General features: G+C 51.3%; 28 protein-coding genes. All 28 read left to right on the top strand.

The window, feature by feature from the left end:
* Nucleotides 1-13 precede the first annotated feature (13 nt).
* The 28 genes from GT748_RS05340 (at nucleotide 14) to GT748_RS05205 (ending at nucleotide 21,244) form a co-directional block, all read left to right on the top strand.
* Nucleotides 14-1,108 (top strand): hypothetical protein, encoded by a 1,095-nt coding sequence (locus GT748_RS05340; protein WP_154238245.1) that lies wholly within the window; start codon nucleotides 14-16, stop codon nucleotides 1,106-1,108.
* Nucleotides 1,109-1,262: 154 nt separating this feature from the next.
* A complete protein-coding gene (locus tag GT748_RS05335; protein ID WP_149889337.1) occupies nucleotides 1,263-2,156 on the top strand; it encodes a hypothetical protein in 894 nt (297 codons plus the stop codon).
* Nucleotides 2,143-2,730, top strand: coding sequence for a hypothetical protein (locus tag GT748_RS05330; protein WP_206671698.1), 588 nt, complete (start codon nucleotides 2,143-2,145; stop codon nucleotides 2,728-2,730). Before GT748_RS05335 ends, GT748_RS05330 begins: the two co-directional genes overlap by 14 nt.
* Entirely contained in the window at nucleotides 2,714-3,304 is a 591-nt protein-coding gene (locus GT748_RS15450) for a DUF4314 domain-containing protein (RefSeq protein ID WP_205125103.1), read from the top strand. The genes GT748_RS05330 and GT748_RS15450 overlap by 17 nt, the downstream gene beginning before the upstream one ends.
* Before the next feature lie 11 nt (nucleotides 3,305-3,315).
* Entirely contained in the window at nucleotides 3,316-4,374 is a 1,059-nt protein-coding gene (locus GT748_RS05320) for a DUF3991 domain-containing protein (protein ID WP_149889338.1), read from the top strand.
* A gap of 2 nt (nucleotides 4,375-4,376) precedes the next feature.
* Nucleotides 4,377-5,273: a hypothetical protein gene (locus GT748_RS05315; RefSeq protein WP_055180672.1), complete on the top strand. Its 897-nt coding sequence runs from the start codon at nucleotides 4,377-4,379 to the stop codon at nucleotides 5,271-5,273.
* Between the two features lie 351 nt (nucleotides 5,274-5,624).
* Nucleotides 5,625-6,107 (top strand): ribbon-helix-helix domain-containing protein, encoded by a 483-nt coding sequence (locus tag GT748_RS05310; protein WP_006354114.1) that lies wholly within the window; start codon nucleotides 5,625-5,627, stop codon nucleotides 6,105-6,107.
* Nucleotides 6,088-7,323 (top strand): MobP3 family relaxase, encoded by a 1,236-nt coding sequence (mobP3, locus tag GT748_RS05305; RefSeq protein WP_206671243.1) that lies wholly within the window; start codon nucleotides 6,088-6,090, stop codon nucleotides 7,321-7,323. The genes GT748_RS05310 and mobP3 overlap by 20 nt, the downstream gene beginning before the upstream one ends.
* A 109-nt stretch (nucleotides 7,324-7,432) precedes the next feature.
* Complete coding sequence (locus GT748_RS05300; RefSeq protein WP_149889385.1) at nucleotides 7,433-8,644, top strand: ATP-binding protein; 1,212 nt, start codon at nucleotides 7,433-7,435, stop codon at nucleotides 8,642-8,644.
* A 120-nt stretch (nucleotides 8,645-8,764) separates the two neighbouring features.
* Entirely contained in the window at nucleotides 8,765-9,115 is a 351-nt protein-coding gene (locus GT748_RS05295; RefSeq protein ID WP_118426526.1) for a hypothetical protein, read from the top strand.
* Nucleotides 9,105-9,788, top strand: coding sequence for a hypothetical protein (locus GT748_RS05290; protein ID WP_055180676.1), 684 nt, complete (start codon nucleotides 9,105-9,107; stop codon nucleotides 9,786-9,788). The genes GT748_RS05295 and GT748_RS05290 overlap by 11 nt, the downstream gene beginning before the upstream one ends.
* A gap of 5 nt (nucleotides 9,789-9,793) precedes the next feature.
* On the top strand, nucleotides 9,794-10,078 hold the full coding sequence (locus tag GT748_RS05285; RefSeq protein ID WP_154238247.1) for a hypothetical protein: 285 nt from the start codon (nucleotides 9,794-9,796) through the stop codon (nucleotides 10,076-10,078).
* The gene (locus tag GT748_RS05280) at nucleotides 10,071-10,439 is read left to right on the top strand and encodes a hypothetical protein (protein ID WP_087182914.1); all 369 of its coding nucleotides are present in this window, start codon (nucleotides 10,071-10,073) and stop codon (nucleotides 10,437-10,439) included. The genes GT748_RS05285 and GT748_RS05280 overlap by 8 nt, the downstream gene beginning before the upstream one ends.
* Nucleotides 10,440-10,448: 9 nt before the next feature.
* Nucleotides 10,449-11,063 (top strand): hypothetical protein, encoded by a 615-nt coding sequence (locus GT748_RS05275; protein WP_154238248.1) that lies wholly within the window; start codon nucleotides 10,449-10,451, stop codon nucleotides 11,061-11,063.
* A gap of 110 nt (nucleotides 11,064-11,173) precedes the next feature.
* Nucleotides 11,174-12,223 carry a DUF7768 domain-containing protein gene (locus GT748_RS05270; RefSeq protein ID WP_161213330.1) on the top strand — a complete coding sequence of 350 codons (1,050 nt, stop codon included), beginning with the start codon at nucleotides 11,174-11,176 and terminating at the stop codon, nucleotides 12,221-12,223.
* A complete protein-coding gene (locus GT748_RS05265) occupies nucleotides 12,220-12,669 on the top strand; it encodes a TRAG family protein (RefSeq protein ID WP_087377553.1) in 450 nt (149 codons plus the stop codon). Before GT748_RS05270 ends, GT748_RS05265 begins: the two co-directional genes overlap by 4 nt.
* Before the next feature lie 12 nt (nucleotides 12,670-12,681).
* A complete protein-coding gene (locus GT748_RS05260) occupies nucleotides 12,682-14,247 on the top strand; it encodes a VirD4-like conjugal transfer protein, CD1115 family (RefSeq protein WP_087377551.1) in 1,566 nt (521 codons plus the stop codon).
* Nucleotides 14,248-14,264: 17 nt separating this feature from the next.
* Entirely contained in the window at nucleotides 14,265-14,627 is a 363-nt protein-coding gene (locus GT748_RS05255; RefSeq protein ID WP_087180021.1) for an Mbov_0395 family pilin-like conjugal transfer protein, read from the top strand.
* 77 nt (nucleotides 14,628-14,704) lie between these two features.
* On the top strand, nucleotides 14,705-14,968 hold the full coding sequence (locus GT748_RS05250) for a DUF6133 family protein (RefSeq protein ID WP_087182909.1): 264 nt from the start codon (nucleotides 14,705-14,707) through the stop codon (nucleotides 14,966-14,968).
* 60 nt (nucleotides 14,969-15,028) lie between these two features.
* On the top strand, nucleotides 15,029-15,307 hold the full coding sequence (locus GT748_RS05245) for a SpoVG family protein (protein WP_087182908.1): 279 nt from the start codon (nucleotides 15,029-15,031) through the stop codon (nucleotides 15,305-15,307).
* Between the two features lie 71 nt (nucleotides 15,308-15,378).
* Complete coding sequence (locus tag GT748_RS05240; protein ID WP_021632268.1) at nucleotides 15,379-16,215, top strand: conjugal transfer protein TrbL family protein; 837 nt, start codon at nucleotides 15,379-15,381, stop codon at nucleotides 16,213-16,215.
* An 11-nt stretch (nucleotides 16,216-16,226) separates the two neighbouring features.
* Nucleotides 16,227-16,436, top strand: a complete 210-nt coding sequence (locus GT748_RS05235; protein ID WP_087182907.1) for a mercury transporter — start codon at nucleotides 16,227-16,229, stop codon at nucleotides 16,434-16,436.
* A gap of 12 nt (nucleotides 16,437-16,448) precedes the next feature.
* Nucleotides 16,449-16,772, top strand: coding sequence for a hypothetical protein (locus GT748_RS05230; RefSeq protein ID WP_006354129.1), 324 nt, complete (start codon nucleotides 16,449-16,451; stop codon nucleotides 16,770-16,772).
* Nucleotides 16,772-17,254, top strand: a complete 483-nt coding sequence (locus GT748_RS05225; RefSeq protein WP_154238250.1) for a DUF3849 domain-containing protein — start codon at nucleotides 16,772-16,774, stop codon at nucleotides 17,252-17,254. Before GT748_RS05230 ends, GT748_RS05225 begins: the two co-directional genes overlap by 1 nt.
* A gap of 8 nt (nucleotides 17,255-17,262) precedes the next feature.
* Nucleotides 17,263-17,547 (top strand): DNA cytosine methyltransferase, encoded by a 285-nt coding sequence (locus tag GT748_RS05220; protein WP_241675706.1) that lies wholly within the window; start codon nucleotides 17,263-17,265, stop codon nucleotides 17,545-17,547.
* A 107-nt stretch (nucleotides 17,548-17,654) separates the two neighbouring features.
* The gene (locus GT748_RS05215) at nucleotides 17,655-19,256 is read left to right on the top strand and encodes a site-specific integrase (protein WP_154238251.1); all 1,602 of its coding nucleotides are present in this window, start codon (nucleotides 17,655-17,657) and stop codon (nucleotides 19,254-19,256) included.
* A 1-nt stretch (nucleotide 19,257) separates the two neighbouring features.
* Nucleotides 19,258-20,226 (top strand): tyrosine-type recombinase/integrase, encoded by a 969-nt coding sequence (locus GT748_RS05210; RefSeq protein ID WP_118480879.1) that lies wholly within the window; start codon nucleotides 19,258-19,260, stop codon nucleotides 20,224-20,226.
* Nucleotides 20,219-21,244, top strand: coding sequence for a tyrosine-type recombinase/integrase (locus GT748_RS05205; protein WP_118645467.1), 1,026 nt, complete (start codon nucleotides 20,219-20,221; stop codon nucleotides 21,242-21,244). Before GT748_RS05210 ends, GT748_RS05205 begins: the two co-directional genes overlap by 8 nt.
* Nucleotides 21,245-21,249: the final 5 nt, after the last annotated feature.

Raw genomic sequence — 21,249 nt, 5'->3', positions numbered from 1 at the left:
GAGGTGGTGATATATGGGCGAGAAACATTCAGCTGTCGGCTATCTCTTTCGAGAAGGTGCTTTTTTGCCAGCCCAAGAAACAAAGCCGGTCCGCAATGAGTTTGGCCTGGACCTGTTTCAGCATAGAGGCTCCGTTTATGAAGGAAAAACCGGGCTGCAATTCTGTTCTCTCCAGCAGGCGGAGGACTTGGCCGGTTTCGTTGAGAAGCATGGCGGTATTGAAAAAGTACAAAAGCTGATTGCAGACAGTTTGGAGCGCACCGGTCTTTCTCCCCGCTATACCCGACCGGATGAAAAGAAAAAGGACATTTTTCCGCCAAAGGAAAAAGACGAGAACCGGGTTTTTGCCAAAGACCTGATGGGCAACAAGCACTACTACTACCGCTTCTACAACGAAAATGGCATTGAACTCTACACAATGGAGAAGAAACGGGAGTTCTTCCAAACGGTTTATATTCCATGTGACGGGTTTATGGTGGGCATTGACCAGCGGCACCGACTTGAAGAAGTTCTGAAATGGCTGCCCACGCTGGAGCATGGCATCCGGGGTGAGATCGAGAGGGTTCTCAATCAGAGTATGGAAGCCCCGGACCGGTGGGCTGATCTGGGATTTGCAAATCTGCTTGGACGGTATGAAGAAGCAAAAGCCCACAATGCCCCCATTGCTGCGGAACGGCAGCGGCAAGCTGATGAAAGGCGGGCGCAGCAAGAAGTCCGTGAACAACAGTTGGCACAAGAACGACAGGCCCGTTACGATTCCGCCATTCGTGAGGCCGAAGGAGATATTATGGCGGGAAAGGAGGTGATAAACCGGGAGATCAACGGTAAATCTCTCATTATGCAGCTCTTTCGGGAGCATGAAATTCCTGTTCCTCTCAAAACACAGGGCTGGATCATCAATTCGCTTCACAGCATCCGGTATGAACCCCAAAACGGAGAATGGCACTATCGTTACTTCAAAGGCAGTCGGGACAGCACCAAAATGTTTGACCTGCTTTCCAAACTGTCCGCTGCGATTCAGACCCGACAGCAGTTTGAAGAACACGGGGCATCCCCGCCGGACACCCCTGTGCTGGACTGTGAGGAAGAACAGGAGATGGAACTGTAAATCTGGTTTTTGAAAGGAGCCAATATGAAGAAAGCAATTTTGAGCGTATCCGCTGCCGCCGCCATGATTGGCGGCCTTTTCTATTTTGGTTGGTATCGCAACCGCCACGGCGCCAACTAAGCAAATCGACCTGTCTGGAAGGAGGTGAAGCGATATGCCGATGACAGCGACAATGGCGCCCTACACCCTTTTCATCCTGGATGATGATACCCCTATGAACCCTCGTGAGGATCACGACTGCCTGGGGAAAATGGTCTGCTGGCACAGCAGATACAGCCTGGGCGAGAAACATGATTATGACGAGACAAGCGATTTCCTGCGAAGCCTGCTGTTTTCTGAATACTCCAGCGGCCATGACCGGAACAATCCGGTTTTTGCATTTCTCAAATCTGGCAAGGCCAAAGATGCCCGATTGGAATACAACCGCTCCACGCGGGAGTGGGAATTGCGGGAGAATCAGCACTGGAGTTCAGAAAACGATTGGTATGTGTCCTCCAGCTATGCGGCCTCGTTGAAAGATGAAGTCCCGGACTGGTTTTTGGATGATTGCCTTTCTGCCCTCTCCACCGGCGAACTGTTTTCGCTGGTAGAACAAATGGATGGCATGGTGATTCTTCCGCTTTACCTGTACGATCACAGCGGGATCACCATGAACACCTGCGGCTTTTCTTGCCCGTGGGATTCCGGTCAGGTTGGCTGGATCTACGCAGATAAAGCGATGATCGAGCAGGAACACGGGAAAATCACCCCTGAAATATTGGAACAGGTTCGTCAAACCCTGGAAGCCGAAGTCAAGGAGTACGATTACTACCTGACCAACCAGTGCTATGGCTTCCAGCTTTTCAAGGAAGATGTGGAGGTGGATAGCTGCTGGGGGTTCCTGGGGGAAATCCGGGATGTTCAGGATGCTGTAAAGGAGCATCTGCCGGAGGACTGCAACCCGGCAATCGTTGAATCGCTCCAATTTCAGTATGAGGAACTGGACATCGACGAGTATTTGGAGCGATTGCAGGAAGAAACGGAGGGATTAGACTGTGAGCCTGGATAACACAGTGAATGTTTTCATCCTGTATGGCTGCACCTTGAGCAAGGAGCGAAGTTCCATGCGAATCGTGGCCGCCACTACGGATGAAGAAATGCTGCATACCATCATCGGCGCCCAAATCCTCGGCGGCACAATGGACTACCGGGGCTTCAGCAATATGAAGGGCTTTGAACAGTTCCGGGCGGCCTGCCGTGCCGGTGATGTTCAGTATAGCAATCTGGACTATGGCTTTGTGGAGCAGACGGAAAATCTGATGCTCCCGGACTGTGCAAAGGAGCCGCAGTTTGAGAAAGCATATCGGCTGCTGAACCTGTCCGACCATGAGTTCAATGCCATCCGCAATGGTTCTCTGGAGAGCCTGGGCGAAGATCGCACCCGTTTGATTCTGGATAAGGCGCTGTCATGGGCGGCACAGAACTATGCCGGATGGGACTTATACCGCCATTTGAGAGATGAACTCGGCATGAGCAACGAGGAAATCGGAAAAGCCGGATTTGACCTGGATGAGTTCTATGAGGTCGAAGCGGCGGACTCTGCGGAGTATGAAGTGGAGGCTGACTATGGCGAAGAACTTTAATTCTTCTGCTCTGCCGGAACATTGCTATGCAGTTCTTCCCGGTTCCGGGCAGCTCATAGAGGTCAGGCGCGGCGAAAAGGGCTACTATCCCTGTGCCTACTCCACCAGCGACCGTGAGTATAACAAGGTTCTGGCAAATTACTTCAATGCCCATGAGGGCATTTCAAAGGCACAGGCGGCAGCTATGTTGGCCGGTTCCATGTTTAGCTGGAATGTTCCTGCTGCCGATCCTGCCTGTTACGATGCAGAGGGCATCCCGATCCAACCGGGAGAAAAGAAAGCGCCCACCAGATCGCCGGAATATCAGTACGAGCAGGCAAAGCTCATCCGGCAGAACTACCAGCCCGGAACCAAGGTTGTGCTGGATGAAAAGATGGAAAATCCCTACCGTGAAATGCCTGCGGGACTGACCGGCATCGTAGATTCCGTTGACGATCTGGGGCAAATTCATTGCCATTGGGAGAATGGTTCTTCGCTGGCGCTTATTCCGGGCGTTGACCATTTTCATCAGGATATGACTCAGGAACCTGTGATTGAGAGCAGCGAAGAACAGGAGCCTGATTTGGAATTGTGAGGTGATGTGATATGAGCAGAAGCGCCGCTGCGTATCAGAAATTTACCGAGGATGAGATTAGGAAGGCAAACAGCGTGGATATTCTGTCCCTGGCCCGTGGCTATGGATATGAGCCGGAAAAGGCAGGCCGCAAAGCTGTCCACATGAAGCACAGCGGCGGGCTTTACATCTTCCCCGAAAACAATCGCTTTTTCCAATGGACGGGTCCTGATGATGGAGTCAAAGGCGGCGCCATTGATTTTGTCATGCGGGAAGAAAACCTGTCCTTCCCCGAAGCGGTGGGCAAGCTGATCGGCAAGGAGTTCTCTCCATCCGTAAAGCAGGTGGTTCCCTATGAGAAAAAAGAACGGGAGCCGCTGGTGCTGCCCGAAAAGGCAGACAACATGAAGCGGGCCTATTGGTATCTGGTTTCTGTCCGAGGTATCAGCCCTAAAATCGTAAGCCACTTTATGAATCGGAAGATGATTTATCAGGAAAAGAAGTATGGCAACTGCGTGTTTGTAGGCTACGATGCGGAAGGAACCGCCCGGTACTGCTCCATGCGGGCGACCAGAGATAACAGCTCTTTCAAAATGGATGCGACCGGCTCTGATAAAAGCTACCCCTTCTTCCACGAGGGCAAAACCGATCTGCTGATTGTCACCGAGGCGCCCATCGACCTGATGAGCCATGCTTCTATTGCCGCTGACTTTTATGGGCGTGACTGGATGCAAGATCACCGTATCTCTACCGGCTGTCTTTGGAATGGAGCCATTGACCGTTATCTGGAAGGCCATCCGCAGATCAAGCGGCTGGTGTTTGCAGTGGACAATGACTATCTGGCCCGTGACAAGAATGGGCAACTGCGAAATTGGGGGCAGCTTACAGCGGCAAAGTGGATGAAGGCATACACCGAAAAGGGATATGCCTGCGCGGTTCATGTGCCGCATTTGAATGACTTTAACACCGACCTGGTGGAAATGCGGAAGGGGCGTTCTGTGGAGGATTTAGACCGTCAGCGTATGGCGGAGCTGGAAACCGCATTTGAACAGAGCGCCGAGGAAGAACCGGAACAAGGTATGGAGGTGTAAAATTGGCAAAAATCAAAACCTTTGAATTGGATCGCTGGAGTGAGCCGGATGAAAAGCGGCGTGTCCGGCACATCGGCATGGCCGACGCAAAAGAAACCTTTGACAGACTGCAAACGCACCTGGAACTGAAAGGTCTGCTCCCGGATGAGTATTTCCTGTTCTCCGATGAACTGACGGGCGAGCTGCCTGAATTTGACCAGGCGCTCTGTATTCCCAATTTTGGGGCCAGCGAAGGTATCTATCTGGACATTTCCCTGGCCTGCCGCGACAAAGATGGCAAGCGCTATTTTCAAAACTTTGCTACCGGCAAGACATTGGGAGAAACTGCGGACGACTATTACAGGATGTTCCGCATTGCTGCCGAATGTTCCCTGATGCTCAATGGCCGTGGAAATACCTATGAACAGAAAAAAGTGGACATCGTTCTGACCGAGCAAGAAGCAGAGGCCGTGGGGACTGTGGTGGATATGGAACTCTGCGGCCACCATCCGCCGGAGGCCGAGGCAATTTTGAACTCTGCGCTGGAGAAGATCGACCGGATTGCCTTTGCAAAAGTCCAGACCATCACCTGTCACGGGAAAGACGATTACTCTCTCTGGTCTGCGGAAATCCCCAAAGATATGCTGCACTCCATCCTGCACGAAGCCTGCGAACGGGTTGGAACCCTGGATGAACTGATGGACGCAATGAACCCGAAGGACGGGTATGAAATGCGGCTGTTCATTCAGACACCGGGACGGCAGTTTGCGTTCTACCGTATCCCTGAACGGCTCTCCAATCTGGAGGACTACGCCAATGAGGGCTGCTCTGTCCGAGGAACAAAGGACGAAATCATGGCGGAGATTTTTACCGAGTGGGCGCCCGCCCAAGAAGATCTGGAAGATGACTTTGAACTGTGACAGCCCGCACTTTTCTTTTCATCTGTACCTGCCCGCCCCCCTGCGGGGGCGCCCCGCAACCGGAATCCGCAGGCCACGCCCTGCGGTTCTCGGTTAAGGCAGGAATAGCCGTCATACCTGACGGCGGGCTGACAGCTTGAAAGCCGTGCTTTCAACGGGGTTTTGAGGATTTCAAAGAGTATGATTTTTTGATTCTGGTGTGATTTTTGTCATACCGCGCTTTGTATCCGTTCTACCCACCGATTCTAACCATCCTCTGCGTTAGAATGGTTAGAATGGTTAGAATGTGAAAAGCATTTTGTCAGAGCGCCGGATGAACCGGTGCCTTTTCTGCTGGAAAGGAGGATTGATTTGAAGGAATCGCCCATAAAAACAGAGCGCAAGACGCTCCATCTGCCGGAAGATACAGTTCGGGCGCTCAATAAACTGGCCGCCAAGAATGGGACGGACTTTTCCAAAGAAGTGCGCAGGGCGATTGACGAATATCTGGATTTGGAAACCACCGCCGAAAATATTGACATGATAAACGGGGTCATCCGGCAGGAACTCAGCGGGCAGCTCAAAGCCCTGGGAAATCGGTTGGCCGGACTGATAAACCGCCTGACGATCATATCGGCTGCGGGCTATTATGCCAACATTGCCATTATCGCAGACCTCATTGACCAAGATCGCTATTCGTCTTTTGAAAAAATTGAGTCGGCGGCCCGAAAGCGGGCATTGGCATTTGCCAATCAGAAAAACGCGGATGCGCTGCGTACTTTCATGGATGACGAGGAAATGCAGAAAGCCATCCATGCCGTACAAGGAGGTTCCCGTGTCGATTCTGATTTATAAGCAGCGCCACCGGCACCCCAACTATAAGAAAACTCCCAAAGGCAACTATGCACATATCGGTTACATTGCAACTCGTCCCGGTGCCGTGAAGAATGAGGGGATGCGCCACGGACTGTTTGGCAAGCTGGAGCCGGGGGCGGTCAAAGAGTTTGACACTTGGCAGGAAGCCGCCCGCCTGGTTCGGGAGCTGTCCTATCGCCGTGTCAATATGTATCGGGGAATTATTTCCTTTTCGCCGGAAACGGCTGCCGAATTGGGGCTGTCCGATCACAAAGCGTGGGAGGACTATATTGACCGCCACATTTTGACCCTTGCAAAGTTCAATGGAATCCGGGTGCAGGATTTGCAATGGGTGGCTGCCCACCATAACGAAAAAGGTCATCCTCACATCCATGTGGTGTTTTGGAATAAACATCAGCGAACAATGGTCCCTTTTGTCCATCCAAGCATCCCGGATAAAATCCGTAAGCAGCTCATTCGGGATACCTTTGCCGAGCGCATCAAGGCATATTGCGAGGACAAACAGCAGGCCAAGGAACACCTGTCGGCCATCACAGACGAAATGATCGACGAGTTTGAAAAGTATATGGAACAGCTTCACCCGCAGGAATATCGCCGCCTGCGTGAAGCGTTTGGGCGAATCACGGATGATGAACTGGGGACTTCCCCTTTGGACAGCGTTGTTGGTGCAATGAAGATCGCCCCCTTTCTCTCGCGCCTGTTCGCGCTGAAGGAGAAAATGCCGAAAAAGGGACGGCTGTATTACAAATTGCTGCCAGAGGATGTGAAGGTCGAAGTGGATGCCTTTGTTGCCTTCCTGAAAGAAAACAACGAGTACATCCGCAATCTGGTTCAGGACTATGCAGAGAGCAAGACCCGTCTTGCCATGCTCTATGACACCGACCCGGCGCACATCAAAGAACAGCAGGAAAAGGCTGTGGCGGAGGCCGATAAGCTGATTGCCAATAAAATTCTCGACGTGATCCGCACCATGCTGTGCAAAGACCGTGAGGTCCAGTCTTTTGAATATACAGAGGCCCGGAAAGCCTACTTCACCGAACAGATGATTTGCGAAATTCTAATAGCGCTGGAGCAGGCTGCTATGAGTTTTGACATGGAATACGACGACCGGCAAAAGGCCATGAGTACCGAACTGTCAAAGGCGGCCCGAAAAGAGTGGTATCTGCGGCATAAGGACAAGGGGGTGGAACCATAGCAATCCGCAAATAAATGTATTGTCGAAAAGTTTTGCGATTATAAACCGCAAGACTGATTGACCACCTGTGCGTTTTGCGGTATAATAATAGCGAATGGAGGTGGTCACGATGATTGAAAGACCGTTATATGTGGATAAGATTATGGCCTATGTAGATACTCCTTTTGTTAAAATCCTTACAGGGGTGCGCCGCTGCGGAAAATCTACCATACTGAAAATGATTATGGAAAGGCTGAAAACGGAACGAAACATCCCGGAAGATCGCATTATAAGCTGTCGTTTTGATTCTATGGAATATGAGGATATGACGGCAAAGCAGATCTACACGCTATTGAAGGATCAGCTTTCCTCCACAGGAAGGACTTATCTGTTTCTGGACGAGGTTCAGGAAATCAGAGGCTGGGAAAAGGTCGTAAACTCACTGGCATCCGATTTTGATGTTGACTTGTATATTACAGGCTCCAACTCCAGAATGATGTCCTCTGAAATAGCGACCTATCTTACTGGCCGATACATTTCCTTCCGCATTTTTACCCTGTCTTTTGGCGAATATCTGATGTTCAAAAGCAAATTCGCCAATGTTGGGGAGCCGAAAGCAGAACTTGCCAATTATGTTCGCCTGGGAGGATTTCCGGCAACGCATTTGCAGGCGTATTCTCAGGATGAAATCTACACGATTGTCCGGGATATATACAATTCCACGATCTTCTCGGATATTGTAAAGCGAAATCAGGTTCGGAAGATCGACCAGTTGGAGCGTGTCGTAAAATACACATTTAATAATGTCGGCAACACCTTTTCCGCCAAGTCCATTGCAGATTACCTGAAAGCAGAACGGCGATCCCTCGACAACGAAACGGTTTACAGCTATTTGGAAAAGCTGGAAAAGGCATATCTGCTTCACCGCTGTTCCAGATATGACTTGCAGGGGAAGGAAATCCTGAAAACGCAGGAAAAATTCTATCTGGCCGATGTTGCCTTGCGATACAGTGTTCTCGGCTATAACGCAGACAGCGTTGCTTCCAGCCTTGAAAATATCGTATATTTGGAACTCTGCCGACGGGGATATACTGTCAATGTGGGGAAAACCGGAGATAGCGAGATTGATTTTGTAGCAGTCAGACAAAACGAAAAAATTTATGTTCAGGTTACGCAGGAAATCAACTCAGAAAAGACAGAAAAGCGAGAATATAACCGCCTGCTTGAAATACCCGACAATTATCCCAAATTTGTTCTCACAACAGACGAATTTGCCGGTGGGAACTATGAGGGAATCAAGACAATGCACATAGCGGATTTTCTGCTTAGTGCGGAGTATTGACATCTGAAAAAATTGATATTGCCATACAGAAAAGCAGTCCTGCGGGGCTGCTTTTTCTGTTTTCAAATGATTGTGGAAATCAAAAAGTGACCGGCCGCCCGGTTCCAGAAAGGAGAAAGGATGATAGCAGCGAACACTTCCTATAAGCAAAATGGTGTGCCGGTGTCGATTCCGAGCGGTTCGTATGGCATTGCCCATTTGACGGTTCACCAATATGAATACCCCAAAGGACATCCCTGCCATAACTGCCCTTATACCCTGCGCACCTCTGTCCCGTCCTGTATGTTCCCTGAACGAAGGGATGGCGGCTGTCTATGGTACGATCTGAAAAAACAGCGGCGCCCTCCGCTGCCTGCGGTTTACCCCAAAAATCAGGCGGCGGCAGAGCGCATTTTTGCTTTCGTTGAAGTTCTCAAAGATGTGATGAAGCGAAAAGGTTATCAGGAAAGGAGGAAACCGATTGCGAAGTAAAACCGATTTTTACAGGCTGTTCTTTGAGCAGCTTGCCCGGCGCGGCTTTGATGTAAAGCGGTCCCAATCTTCCGATTACATCGCTGATATTTATTTCAAGAACCAGCTTGTGGCCTATTTCTCCAAAGCCGATACGGTGATCCAGAACCCCTTTGTCACAGTCAAGGACAAACTCATTCGCCTTATCAACGATACGGCCCAGGACACGGCGAACAAAGCGGGTATCTGCCGCGACTGTCCTTATACTGACGCCAATGAGAAACTTCCCAATGGCTCTTATAAGCTGGCAGAATACAATGGCGTGACTCTCGCCTGCAAGGAACATCATCTGTTTGGCTATGTGTTCTCCACCTACCGCACCGCCCCGGATTCCGGCGAAATGATGGCCCGCCAGATTTTTTACAACAAGGAATTTGCAGGACAGGATTTCGCCAAACGGAGCGGTTTGGTGGATGAACGTGCGCTGTTCACCGAAGAAGAACTCCGGGTCCTTCATGCGGGCTTAGTTAAGATGAGCATACTCGATCAGGATGTTTCCAACGAGGCCCGTGAATCTGTGGAACGGATTCTTGACAAAATCGAGGACATTATCCCGGAGCTGCGGGAGCAGGAAATGGAGTTTGACTTTGATATGGAGTTCGGCCAGCAGGAAGAAATGGAGATTGGAGGATAGCAAGAATGAGTAGCAAGAGGAATCAGACCATCGCTATCGCCCGTTTCCTGATGTATAAATACGGGCTGAACCAGCAGCTTGAGGGCATGACGGACGAAGAATACCTGGCGCATCCCATTGGCTTGGAGGTGGGGCAATATGTAGCTGACCTGATGAAATACTGCCCGGAGCATATCGTCGATCAAGTCATGGAACATCAGGATGCTCTTTTGCGGCGCCTGGGTACGGATTACCTCACCGTCATAGCCTATATGCCTTATGAGGAAGATGGAGGGACAAAGTATGCGTGATGGACGCCCGAATCCCGATATTTGGGGAAATATCATCACCTGCGGGGAGATTGCCGTGGGCATTTATGAGATTGTCGGCACAAAGAAACGTGGGCTGGAAGTGCCGAAGGCTGTTGCCGAGGAAATTCTGCCGGAATCTGTGGTGGAACAGGCTGCACAGGACGGTGAAAGCCTTTGTTTTACTGACCCGGTTTCCAACGCTATCGTTGCGGACGCCCTGCTGGAACAGGAACTTGTCACCGATCCGCAGGCGGTGGCCCGTCTGGACGCAATCCGGCAGCTTGATGATGTGGCCTATGATACGGCCTTTGAACCGCCTGTTTCAGACTATGAGCTGGACGGGCTGGACTTGGAAAGATAGGAGTTTTCAATGAAAATCCTGGACTTCGACCTGGAAGGAAGTCACTTCATCATCGAAGCAGACATTTCGCCGCGCCAAGAGGCGGATGATGATATGGAGTGTCAATGGCTCCGGTTCGACTTTGATAACACGCAGGTTTATAAGGAAACGGACGGCGCTGTTTCGCCGTTCCAAATTACAGCCGTTGCTTGGGCTGGCTATCAACTGACTGCCGATCATGCGTTGAAAGATGTGATCGGACGAATTTCCCGCAATGAAACCGGTAAGCTGACCGTGCATTATATCTGCCCTGAACTTCAAGAATTTTTTGATGAACTCAAAAAGTATCCGGCTATCAGCGGGGAACGAACGATTCCATATTTCATTTTTCACGACGGCGACATTGCAAGACTGGCCTATGCGACCAATGAGTTTCTGTATTACGAGGACAGTAACTATATGCCGCTGATGTTCCGTACCGTTGACGGTACTCTTGTTTCCGATAATGAATTTGCCGATATGGGCCTTTATGAATCCGAGGAAAATGTTGAGAACGGCACAGAACACATTTTGCCGTTCACAGATTACGGTTCCGATGTGGAAAGCGCCTGTGATTTAGAGGACGAGGAAGATCTGGAAATTTGAAACTCAGAGGTTTGCGGGCTATGTTCCGTGGCCGGTGGGCAGTTTTCATCGACTTTTGCACCGTCCATCTGTTGGGTGGATGGGCTTAATTTGGAAAGGTAGGTGTTACTTTGAGGCTGGTCTATATTTCTTCCCCTCTGCGGGGAGATATGGAAAAGAACAAGGAAAAGGCAAAGGACTACTGTGCTTATGCGGCATCCTGCGGCGTGATTCCCTTGGCGCCGCATACGATTTTCACGCAATATCTGAATGATGCGGTGCCGGAGCAGCGGGAACAGGGTCTGCGAATGGGTCACGAACTGCTGGAGCGCTGCGATGAACTCTGGGTAATGGGCGACACCATCTCTCAGGGAATGAAGGACGAAATTGGCCTGGCTACTTTTTTGCAACTCCCGATTCTCTATGTATCCGATGATATGGTGAAGAATCAGAAAATGATCCGCCAGTCGGATCGCCCTCTGGACATAAATGACTGCATCCCCGACAGTAGCCAGTACAACTACGAAAATCAATTTTTGGTTCTCAAGCCTGGGGTGAGCAGCAAGGGCAAGGACATGACTGCCGACGACTCCATCTGGTATGCCCGTAACGGTTTTGGATGTATTTATGGAGCCAGAGGTCAGGCCGTGTATGCGGAAAGCCTGTTGACCGGCAAATACATTCATTGGGAACGACATGACTTCTGTGGCATCGTCAAGCCGGAAAGCTTGAAAGAATGGCTTCTGGATAAGCCGGTCAGGAATGAGGCTGCCGAAGAACTCACCAAGTTTGTCACCCCTGAACTTATAAGCGCAGCCAAGCAAAACCATACTGCTTGCGGCTATCCTTTTCTAATCGGGTATGCCCCTGCGGAGGGCGGTCTGCATGAAGCGTTCTGCCTGGACCCCGATCCGGTCAATCTTGCATCTTTTATTGTGAAGATGGGGAAAGAGCGCGGCGACCTGATGATTTGTACTCCGTTGGATACCCCGTTTTTGAACACCTTCGGGACATTCATTGACCGCTGCGCGGATCAGGACTTTTTGCAAAAGCATCTATTGCCGGTCCTGATTCCCATGCAGATGGGCGAAACGGAGCCGCAGGCAATCAAGCTGACTGAGGATCAAGACAATGAAGCGTTTCTGGATGATTTTGCTGTTGAGGATGATATGGAATTATGAAAACAAAGCCTAAATTGATGGTTTGTGCGCTGATCTTCGTTTCCGGCGCGATTCTCAACCTGTTTTTCTCAACAGCGGTTCACGGTCTGCTGACAAGAGAGATCACCCGGCTTTCACTTCTCCCCATCGGGGACTGCCTTGCCAGTCTGTTTTCCAGCCGCCAGCACATGATGTTGTATCTGTGTCTGCAAGGGTTTGTAAGTGTGTTGGCGGTTATGTTCTTCCTGACCAACATGAGGCCGTATGAATCAGACCTGGACACGATCACCCCGGAAATTCAGACACCCAGAGCCGTGGGCCAATACCAGCATGGTTCAGCCCGGTGGATGACCGATTCCGAGAAAGACAAAGCATTTGACAGCTATATTCTTGACCCGCACAACCCAACGATCCGGCAGCTCTTAGATACCGGATACGATGGTTTGGATTTTCTCAAAGAAAAATAAGGAGGCGATAAATTGAAGTTGAACCTTCACCCCAAAGGTATTCCCAAGCAGGAACCTTTGGGAGCGGATACTCCGCTAAAAAAAGGCGGCGTGGTGGTAGGTATGCGAAAGGAGGGTGATAAAGAAAAAATCTATTTTGTCGGTGATGACTGCCACCTGCTCTGCGTTGGCGCCACTCGTTCCGGTAAATCAAGATGTCTGGTTCTGGAAAGTATCTGTCTTTTGGGACTCGCCGGAGAATCCATCTTCTGCTCCGACCCCAAAGCCGAATTGTTCCACTACACCGCTGATTTCCTGAAAAAGTTGGGTTATGAGGTTTTGGTGCTGGACTTCAAGAACCCCGAAAAGAGTATGCGCTACAATCTGCTCCAGCCCATCATTGACGCCATCAGTGAGGGAGACACCGACCGTGCAGAAATGCTGGCCTGGGACTTGACGAACAATCTGGTTGGTAAGCCGGAGGGCGAAAAGATTTGGACGAACGGTGAATGTTCCATCATAGCGGCTGCCATTCTTTGCGTGGTGTGCGACAACCAAAAACGACCGGAATTTCAGAACATGACCAATGTGTATTGGTTCATTTCGGAAATGTGCCGTACCATCGGAAATAAGATGCCGCTGTTGGAGTATGTCAAGAAACTCTCTCCGTCCCACCCAGCACGGGCGCTTCTGTCCATTTCCGATGTGGCGCCGTCCCGTACCAGAGGCAGCTTCTACACCTCTGCCCTGACCACCTTGCGGCTGTTCACCTCGAAGTCCATCTACGCTATCACCCATACCAGCGATTTTACCCTTGCAGATATGGGCAGTAAAAAGCAGGCGTTGTTTGTAATCCTGCCCGACGAGAAAACCACCTTTTATCCCATTGCTTCTCTCATTGTGTCGCAGCAATATGAGCTTCTGGCAGAGGCAGCAGACAGGCGCGGCGGGCGTCTGGAGCGCCGTGTCAACTTCATCCTTGACGAGTATGGCAACTTCACTCCCATCAGCGACATGACCAACAAACTGACCGTGGCGGCTGGCCGTGGGATGCGATATGCGCTGTTTGTGCAGGGCTTCGACCAACTGAAAGAAAAGTACAGTGACAATATCGCCAACACGATCAAAGGCAACTGTCAGGTATGGGCGTACCTGCAAAGCGATGACCCGGAAACGCTGCGGGAGATGTCCGACAAACTCGGCAGCTACACCACATCCAGTTACCAGCTTTCGGCCAGCAACGGCAAATACACAACCCCCTCTAACTCCCAGAGCGTCAGTCTGACCGAGCGGAAGCTGCTCAACACGGATGAGGTCCGGCGTGTCAAACGTCCCCATCAGATTATCACCAGCCGCGACCATCCCGCTATGATGTATGCACCCGACCTTTCTCAATGGATGTTCAACAAGATGTTGGGGTTGGGTGATATGGAGCATAACCGCAGGCTGCGGGAAGAACGGGAACAGAAACGGCCAATCATCACCGACACGAAACAGGAAATCGCATTGTGGAACATCTGGATTTACTACCAGAAAGACATCATGCGCCGCCTTGCACAGCAAAAGGGCGCTATGGGCGGCGGCCTTGATGATGATTAACTCATAGGAGGTCTTGAATGAAAGAGAAAATCAACCAGACGGCGGGCAGGCTGAAACAGACTGTCCGGGCGGCAGGTGCTGGAATCGCCACACTTGCCGCCTCTTTTTTTATGTCCGCACCGGCCTATGCTGCCGGTGTGCAGGATAGCCAGATCGTCAAGGGAACCGAGCAGTTGATCGGTGATGTGACGACCTGGCTGATGGTGCTGGCGCCGGTTGTGGCCGGTCTGCTTATCATCTATTTCTGCATCCGGCGCGGCATGGCTGACGAGATGGATCAGAAAAAGTGGAACAACCGCATTGTGGTGGCGGTGGTGTCCTGCATTGGCGCCGTACTCGGTTCCGCCACCCTGAACCTGATTCTCGGCTACTACCAGTAAGCCGGGATACATTCCGTAGTACAGGCGATTTCCGCGCCTTGCTAAATAAATCACTTTATTAACAGGAGGAAAAAACTATGGCTAACTTCATCCGCAACACTCAGGTTAAGGCTATGACTTCTATCTGGACTGCCAAGCAGAAGGCCCGTGAGCTGGCCGACCGCACGGCGGCGGCGCTGACCGACCGCACCGGTCAGGGTACGCTGGATGTGGCGATTACTGTGCTGATCTCCATCGTCCTGGGCGCCCTGATCCTGGCCGGTCTGTACCTGATCGTGGACGACACCGTGCTGCCCACCATCACCCAGCGCATCAAGGATATGTTCAACTACGGCGGCTGATCGGAACAAGCAGCGGCGGGGCCATCGGCCCCGCCATAATTTTTGACAGGAGGTTTTTCAATGGAGTTCAAAGCGGAAATCAAAAAGACTTTTACCGGTCCCGACAAGCTGCGGGCGGTGTGCAGCGTGGTCCTGGATGACTGCTTTCTGGTGAAGAATGTGCGGGTCGTCGAGGGCGAAAAGGGGCTGTTTGTGTCCCTGCCCAGCCGCCGGAATGTCAAGGGCGAGTGGGTGGAGCATTGCTTCCCTATGACGAAGGAGCTGCGGGCGAAGCTCTCCGCTGCCGTGCTGGAAGCGTATGAGGCCGCCGTGCAGAACGAGGAAGCTGCTGCGTCCTGATTACTGCCCCATATTCCAATCCCTATTGGGGGGCGGCCGAGCGCCGCCCCCAGAAAGGAGGTGGTTGCTGATTGGAATATATCTTAGTGCTGCTGATTGTGGCCCTGCTGAATGGAGCAATCGCCTACATTGATGGGCTGATGGAAGGGATCATCCCTCTTACCCTGTATGCAGAGCAGTATATGTCCACTTTGGCCGGGGTTGATCTGTTTCAATCCCTGTTTGACATTGTGTTCGGCTTTGGTGTGTCCCTGATTGTGCTGAAGTTCCTGAAAAAAGGCTTTGAAACCTATGTACTGTGGTCGGACGGGGATGCAGATGAAGAACCCATAGCCATTCTCACAAACTTCTTCAAGGCAATGGCGGTAGCAATCTGCTTTCCCACCATGTATGACTGGCTTGCCACGATTGTAGAGGAAATGAGCAATAAAATGTTGGAGGCCATCGGCCTTGCCACCGCTTACGATTGGGCTGGCTGGGTATCCGGCATCTCGACGATGGGACTTGTGACGGCCATCTTTGGTCTGGTATTTGTCATCGTCTATTTCATTCTGTATTTCCAATTCCTGATGCGCGGGCTTGAAATCCTGATCTTGCGAGTGGGCATTCCGTTGGCCTGCGTTGGTCTGATTGACAATGACAAAGGTGTATTCAAGCCCTACATGAGCAAGTTCTTCCAGTCTGCGCTCTCTGTGGTAATTCAGGTTTCTCTTGCGAAATTGGGGGTTGGCCTGATGATGAATATGCACATCTTCTGGGGCGTGGCCTGTATGATTCTTGCGGTGCGGACACCGAAGTTCCTTCAGGACTTCCTCATTACGACCGGTGGCGGTGGCGGCGGCGCCATTGTCAACAACGCATACCATTCTGTACGGCTGGTGCAGATGGTCAAGGGCATGGGAAAGTGAGGTGATGGCCGATGGTGACAATGGACGATATTTCAAATGCCATCATCCTGCTTGTGCGTGTTGGTGCGGTCGCCCGTTTCATCTACTGCCTGGTGCGTTTGACCGCAGCCGAGGAACAAGCAGCGCAGTATAAAAAGCGCGCCCGCAACACGGTGATCTTCTACATCATCGCAGAATCCATCTGGCAGATCAAAGACCTGATTCTGTACTATTATTCCTGACAGGAGGTGCAAATGGACGAAGATTTGAAACTCTACATCCCTCTGGGCGTGAAGCCGGAGGCCGAACTGTTTACCGGCTTTGGGAAAAAGCAGCTTTTTCAATCCATTGTGGGGTCCCTGGTGATGGGCGGCATAGCGGCGCTGGCCTGGCTTTTTACCGGCAATGTGACCACTACCGTTATCCTGGCCCTGGCCGGTATCTTTGGCTCTGTGATGATGACTACCAAAGACCAGAGCAATTTGTCCGTGGTAGATCAGGTGCAAAACCTGATTCGCTTTTTACGCGGACAGAAAATCTACCCGTATCGTTACGGGGATGAATGGGGGCTTGAGTGATGTACGCAACCATTCCGGTCTACTACCCCTCGCTGGAGGAAGCCGCCCGAAAGGATGAAGCGGCTCTCTGGTGTGACAGCTACAACATCAATATGTCCTGCCGCAACTTCATTCAGGATAAGGCCATGACTGCCTTTAATACCCGTGAACTGGACGCCTTTATTGAAGAATTGGTGCGTTGTTATGGAACAGAGCGGGCGATGTATGTGCTGTCCCGTACCATCCAGTTTTCCGATTGGGACGCGCGGTTCGATCAGGCCGTGCTTGACCGAGCGGGCAAAACGGACTTCCCCGACGCAAGAGAGCCGAGGGAGGCACATCAGGTAGACCCGACCACCCGATATGTCACGGAGATTGATCCGTGTGTTGTAAATGCCGTCTTTGTGAAGCTGATGGAGCTTGAGGACGAACAGGAAGAAACCAACCACATGAATGAAATCGAGCAGGATGAGCTTGACGAGGATATGACGGCAGAACTGTGAGGCTGCCGATGGAGCAGATGACATTTCTGGATTTCTTCGCAGGCATCGGCGGTTTCCGCAAGGGCTTTGAGCTATGCGGGATGCGCTGTGTGGGGCATTGTGAGATTGATAAGTATGCCGACCGCAGTTACAGAGCCATTCACGATGTAAAGGAGGATGAATGGTATGCAGCCGACATCACAAAAGTCGCCCCCGCAGATCTCCCCAGAGCAGACCTGTGGGCAGGAGGATTCCCGTGTCAGGATTATGCCGAAGAAATAGTTATTCCGAAGTTGCTGCATCAAGTCCCATAAATCCTGGACTTTCCACAAAAACATCGGAATAACAAAAGCGTCCGCCAAACCTGTATAATGAGAGCGCAGGCAACACAGCCTGCCATCAAAGATACAGGAGGAGGACTATGGAAACGATTGATTTGGTTGCAACCGCTACGCAAATATTGGAACTTTTATCTGACCAAGGTATAAGCGGCAAAAGTCTGCACGCATATACCCACACCGGCATTGGCTGCGTCATCCGCCACTTTCAAGCAAAAGGTATTCTTTGCGCAGCCCCTGAAATGTTAGATGCATTTTTACTTGAACAGCGTGAATTTTTTGATCAAGGGGCATTTTCGGTCTGGAAGTGGAGACTGCTCCGCAGGGGATGCGAACTCTTAAAACATTGTGCAGAAAAAGGCTCAGTGGATCTGCCGCCGTTGTCCCCTTGGATGCCTGCATTGCGGCGACCACGACAAAGCATCTGGAAGGACACACCAACTCCAGAGCAGCTTGCGGATTTGGATAACATTTACGCGCTGGTCTGGAGAACCAACAGCGCGATGTTGGAACTTGGCCTTACTGACGCAACAGTTGGCCATTACAGGAACGAAGGTCTGGCGATCATCTTGAATCGACACTATGAATCTGGGACAGATCGATTTTCGGGAGAAATTTTGGATCAGATCGTTGCAGAGAAACGGATTCAATATGAGTACGGGCAAATTGGCAGAGGCTCATATCAAAACTTGCGCAAGGCTGCGTATTGGATACAGGAGATGCACCAGACAGGTCATATTACTTTGGCGAAGGTTCCAAACTGGGGGCAACGGGAACTTGTTGAGCCGTTCAACTCACTTTTAAGAGAATTTTGTACACACACCAAACAAAGCGAAAGCATGGCTGAGACTACACGCAATGTCGCCAGGAGCGCTATACGTCGGTTCTTGTTTGAAATGGAGGATCATGGGTTCCGCTCTTTGGCGGATTTCACTCTGATAAATGTAAATGGGTGTGTTACCAGTTTTGCAGCGCATTACGCCGGTGGACTTGGTTCAGCAATTTTTTCTGTGCGGCTGTTTCTGAGATTTTTATTTGAACGTAACTTGACAATCACTGACCTGAGTCAGTCTCTGCCGGAACTTATGGCAACCCGAAAAATGTTCCATGAGGGCTTTACTGAGGATGAACTGGAATATCTGCTGGAACATCCGGACAGGACTACGGCCATTGGGAAACGGGATTATGCCATGATGGTACTGGCTGCGCAGAGCGGTTTGAGGGCCTGTGACATTGTTCGGCTGGAACTGGGTAGCATTGATTGGAGGGCGAGGGAAATTCGTCTGGTTCAACACAAAACTGGTGAACCGCTGTCCCTTCCACTGGAAGCAGAAAGCGGGAACGCGATTGCGGATTATATTCTCAATGGCCGCCCGGATTCCGCGCTTCCGAATATCTTCCTGTGCCATACGGGAGTGATCCGCCCGCTTGACGCGCGTTCTGCCAGCGGGGTTGTTTCCAAGCACATGAAGCTGGCAGGAATTCCGGCGAAACGTCGTGCCTTTCACGCGCTTCGCCGGACATTTGGGACAAGACTGCTCCAGAATGAGGTATCCTTTGAACTGATCCAGCAGCTTCTCGGCCACAGGGATATGGACTCTATGAAGCTGTATCTGTCTATTGATGAGCAAGGACTGAAGCAGTGTGCGTTGCCCCTGCTCTCCCACAGAAAGGCGGGGGGCTGAAATGACGTACACCTTTGAGAGCTGCTTTGCTGCCCGAATCGAGGACTTTATCGCGCAGAAAAACGCATTGGGGTTTGGTTATCTGGAATCCTCTCGCCTCCTGCGGGACTTTGACCGCTTTTGCATGACGCATTTTCCTGAAGAAAACTTTCTGACCGAGGAGCTTTGCCTGGCTTGGGCTACGAAAAAGAATACAGAGGGCAACAATACCTTCCGCAACCGCATGATGCCGGTGCGCGAGTTTGCCAGATACCTGAATCGCAACGGTGAGGCCGCCTACGTTCTGCCGCCGGATATTGCCAGGAAAGATGCTCCTTACGCTCCGTACATCTATACCGAGGACGACATCCTGACAATTTGGGATGTTTTCGACCATTTGAAACCGAGAGGCGGTTTCCCGGTACGGCAATATGTGATCCCGGCTATGGTAAAGCTGATGTATTGCTGCGGTCTGCGTCCGGCTGAGGCCAGAAAGCTTCGAGTAAGCGATGTAGATTTGGAAATTGGGCGGCTGAACATTATGGAGAGCAAGAAGCACAGGAGCCGCATTGTTATGATGGCAGAAGATGTGACGCAGATGCTCTCAGATTGCAGCGCCATCGTAGCCTCCGTTATGCCAGAACGTGAGCCGTTCTTCCCCAACTCTGAGGGCGGCTTTTACGGAAAGAGGGGGCTGGAGAAGACGTTCCGCCAGGTTTTGAAGAAAGCCGCCATTACAGGAACTGGCCGCCGTTCCCCGCGTCTTTATGATTTTCGTCATACTTTCGCTACCCACAGGCTGTATCGCTGGATGCGTGAGGGCAAAGACCTGAACGCCATGCTGCCCTATCTGAGTGCATACATGGGCCACGCACAGCTCTCGGACACTTACTACTACATCCACCTGGTCCCCGGTTTGCTGGAGGAGATGTCCGGATTCGCGTTTTCTTCTGCTGAAGCGTTCTTGCCGGAGGTAAGGGCCGATGAATGATTTTTTTGATGTGGTTCGGCGTTTCCTTTTGGACTATCTGCCCAAGCAGCGCTGCCTCAGTGAGAATACGATTCTCTCCTACAGACAGACGCTCAATCTTTTTGTAGCTTATATGAGAGATGAGATGGGAATTGGAGCCACCGAATTGACTTTCTCCCGCATTGACCGGGACGCCATTCTCGGTTTCCTGGCCTGGTTGGAAAATGCGCGGAGATGCAGTGCCTCTACCCGCAACCAGCGCTTGATGGCACTGCGGTCTTTTCTGGATTTTGCTGGACAGATTGATTGCACACAAACGGCACTGTACCTTTCCGCCTGCAACATCCCCTCCAAGGAGTCTCATGGGCGGATCGTTGAATTTCTGACCGAACCGTCATTGACTGCACTGCTTCAGCAGCCTGATCCATCCAAGCCCAAAGATTTGCGGAATCTGGTATTCATGATCCTCATGTACGATACCGCAGCCCGGTGCAGTGAGCTTCTCGATATGAAAGTTTGTGATCTGCGCCTTGACGCAAAACACCCGATTGCGTATCTGCACGGAAAAGGGCGCAAAATCCGCACAGTCCCACTGCTCAGCAAGACGGTTCAGCATTGCAAGCAATATCTGCGCAAGTTTCATCCGACCGCAGATTACCACAGTGAAGCACCACTTTTCTTCACTGTGATTCATGGGACACAGCAAAAAATGTCTCCCGATACGGTATCTGCGTTCTTTATAAAATACGGAAGCATGGCGAAGCTTGTTTGCCCGGAAGTCCCGGAACACATCCACCCGCATATGATGCGGCACACACGGGCAATGCACTTATACCAGTCTGGAATGCCCATGGTGCTGCTTTCGCAGTATCTTGGCCATGCACAGGTTGAAACTACGATGATCTACGCCCATGCGGACACCGAGATGAAGCGGGCTGCGATTCAAAAGGCCGATGCTGTCCGCAAGGCCAAGCCCGCACCCGATGAAATCTGGGCTGATAACGAGGAGATGATCTTGAAACTGTCTGGGTTGACTTGATTTGA

This window comes from Bittarella massiliensis (ex Durand et al. 2017) (assembly GCF_009876955.1).
In the GTDB taxonomy this organism is placed as follows: Bacteria; Bacillota; Clostridia; order Oscillospirales; family Ruminococcaceae; genus Bittarella; species Bittarella massiliensis.
The sequence above is the reverse complement of the archived record's forward strand: the minus strand, read 5'-3'. Positions and strand labels throughout refer to the sequence as shown.

Bases quoted from the DNA above. Each gene is read 5' to 3' on its own strand.
- GT748_RS05340 (WP_154238245.1), top strand. From the start codon at position 14: ATGGGCGAGAAACATTCAGCTGTCGGCTATCTCTTTCGAGAAGGTGCT.
- GT748_RS05335 (WP_149889337.1), top strand. From the start codon at position 1,263: ATGCCGATGACAGCGACAATGGCGCCCTACACCCTTTTCATCCTGGAT.
- GT748_RS15450 (WP_205125103.1), top strand. From the start codon at position 2,714: ATGGCGAAGAACTTTAATTCTTCTGCTCTGCCGGAACATTGCTATGCA.
- GT748_RS05320 (WP_149889338.1), top strand. From the start codon at position 3,316: ATGAGCAGAAGCGCCGCTGCGTATCAGAAATTTACCGAGGATGAGATT.
- GT748_RS05300 (WP_149889385.1), top strand. From the start codon at position 7,433: ATGATTGAAAGACCGTTATATGTGGATAAGATTATGGCCTATGTAGAT.
- GT748_RS05295 (WP_118426526.1), top strand. From the start codon at position 8,765: ATGATAGCAGCGAACACTTCCTATAAGCAAAATGGTGTGCCGGTGTCG.
- GT748_RS05285 (WP_154238247.1), top strand. From the start codon at position 9,794: ATGAGTAGCAAGAGGAATCAGACCATCGCTATCGCCCGTTTCCTGATG.
- GT748_RS05280 (WP_087182914.1), top strand. From the start codon at position 10,071: ATGCGTGATGGACGCCCGAATCCCGATATTTGGGGAAATATCATCACC.
- GT748_RS05275 (WP_154238248.1), top strand. From the start codon at position 10,449: ATGAAAATCCTGGACTTCGACCTGGAAGGAAGTCACTTCATCATCGAA.
- GT748_RS05265 (WP_087377553.1), top strand. From the start codon at position 12,220: ATGAAAACAAAGCCTAAATTGATGGTTTGTGCGCTGATCTTCGTTTCC.
- GT748_RS05255 (WP_087180021.1), top strand. From the start codon at position 14,265: ATGAAAGAGAAAATCAACCAGACGGCGGGCAGGCTGAAACAGACTGTC.
- GT748_RS05250 (WP_087182909.1), top strand. From the start codon at position 14,705: ATGGCTAACTTCATCCGCAACACTCAGGTTAAGGCTATGACTTCTATC.
- GT748_RS05245 (WP_087182908.1), top strand. From the start codon at position 15,029: ATGGAGTTCAAAGCGGAAATCAAAAAGACTTTTACCGGTCCCGACAAG.
- GT748_RS05235 (WP_087182907.1), top strand. From the start codon at position 16,227: ATGGTGACAATGGACGATATTTCAAATGCCATCATCCTGCTTGTGCGT.
- GT748_RS05230 (WP_006354129.1), top strand. From the start codon at position 16,449: ATGGACGAAGATTTGAAACTCTACATCCCTCTGGGCGTGAAGCCGGAG.
- GT748_RS05225 (WP_154238250.1), top strand. From the start codon at position 16,772: ATGTACGCAACCATTCCGGTCTACTACCCCTCGCTGGAGGAAGCCGCC.
- GT748_RS05220 (WP_241675706.1), top strand. From the start codon at position 17,263: ATGGAGCAGATGACATTTCTGGATTTCTTCGCAGGCATCGGCGGTTTC.
- GT748_RS05215 (WP_154238251.1), top strand. From the start codon at position 17,655: ATGGAAACGATTGATTTGGTTGCAACCGCTACGCAAATATTGGAACTT.
- GT748_RS05210 (WP_118480879.1), top strand. From the start codon at position 19,258: ATGACGTACACCTTTGAGAGCTGCTTTGCTGCCCGAATCGAGGACTTT.
- GT748_RS05205 (WP_118645467.1), top strand. From the start codon at position 20,219: ATGAATGATTTTTTTGATGTGGTTCGGCGTTTCCTTTTGGACTATCTG.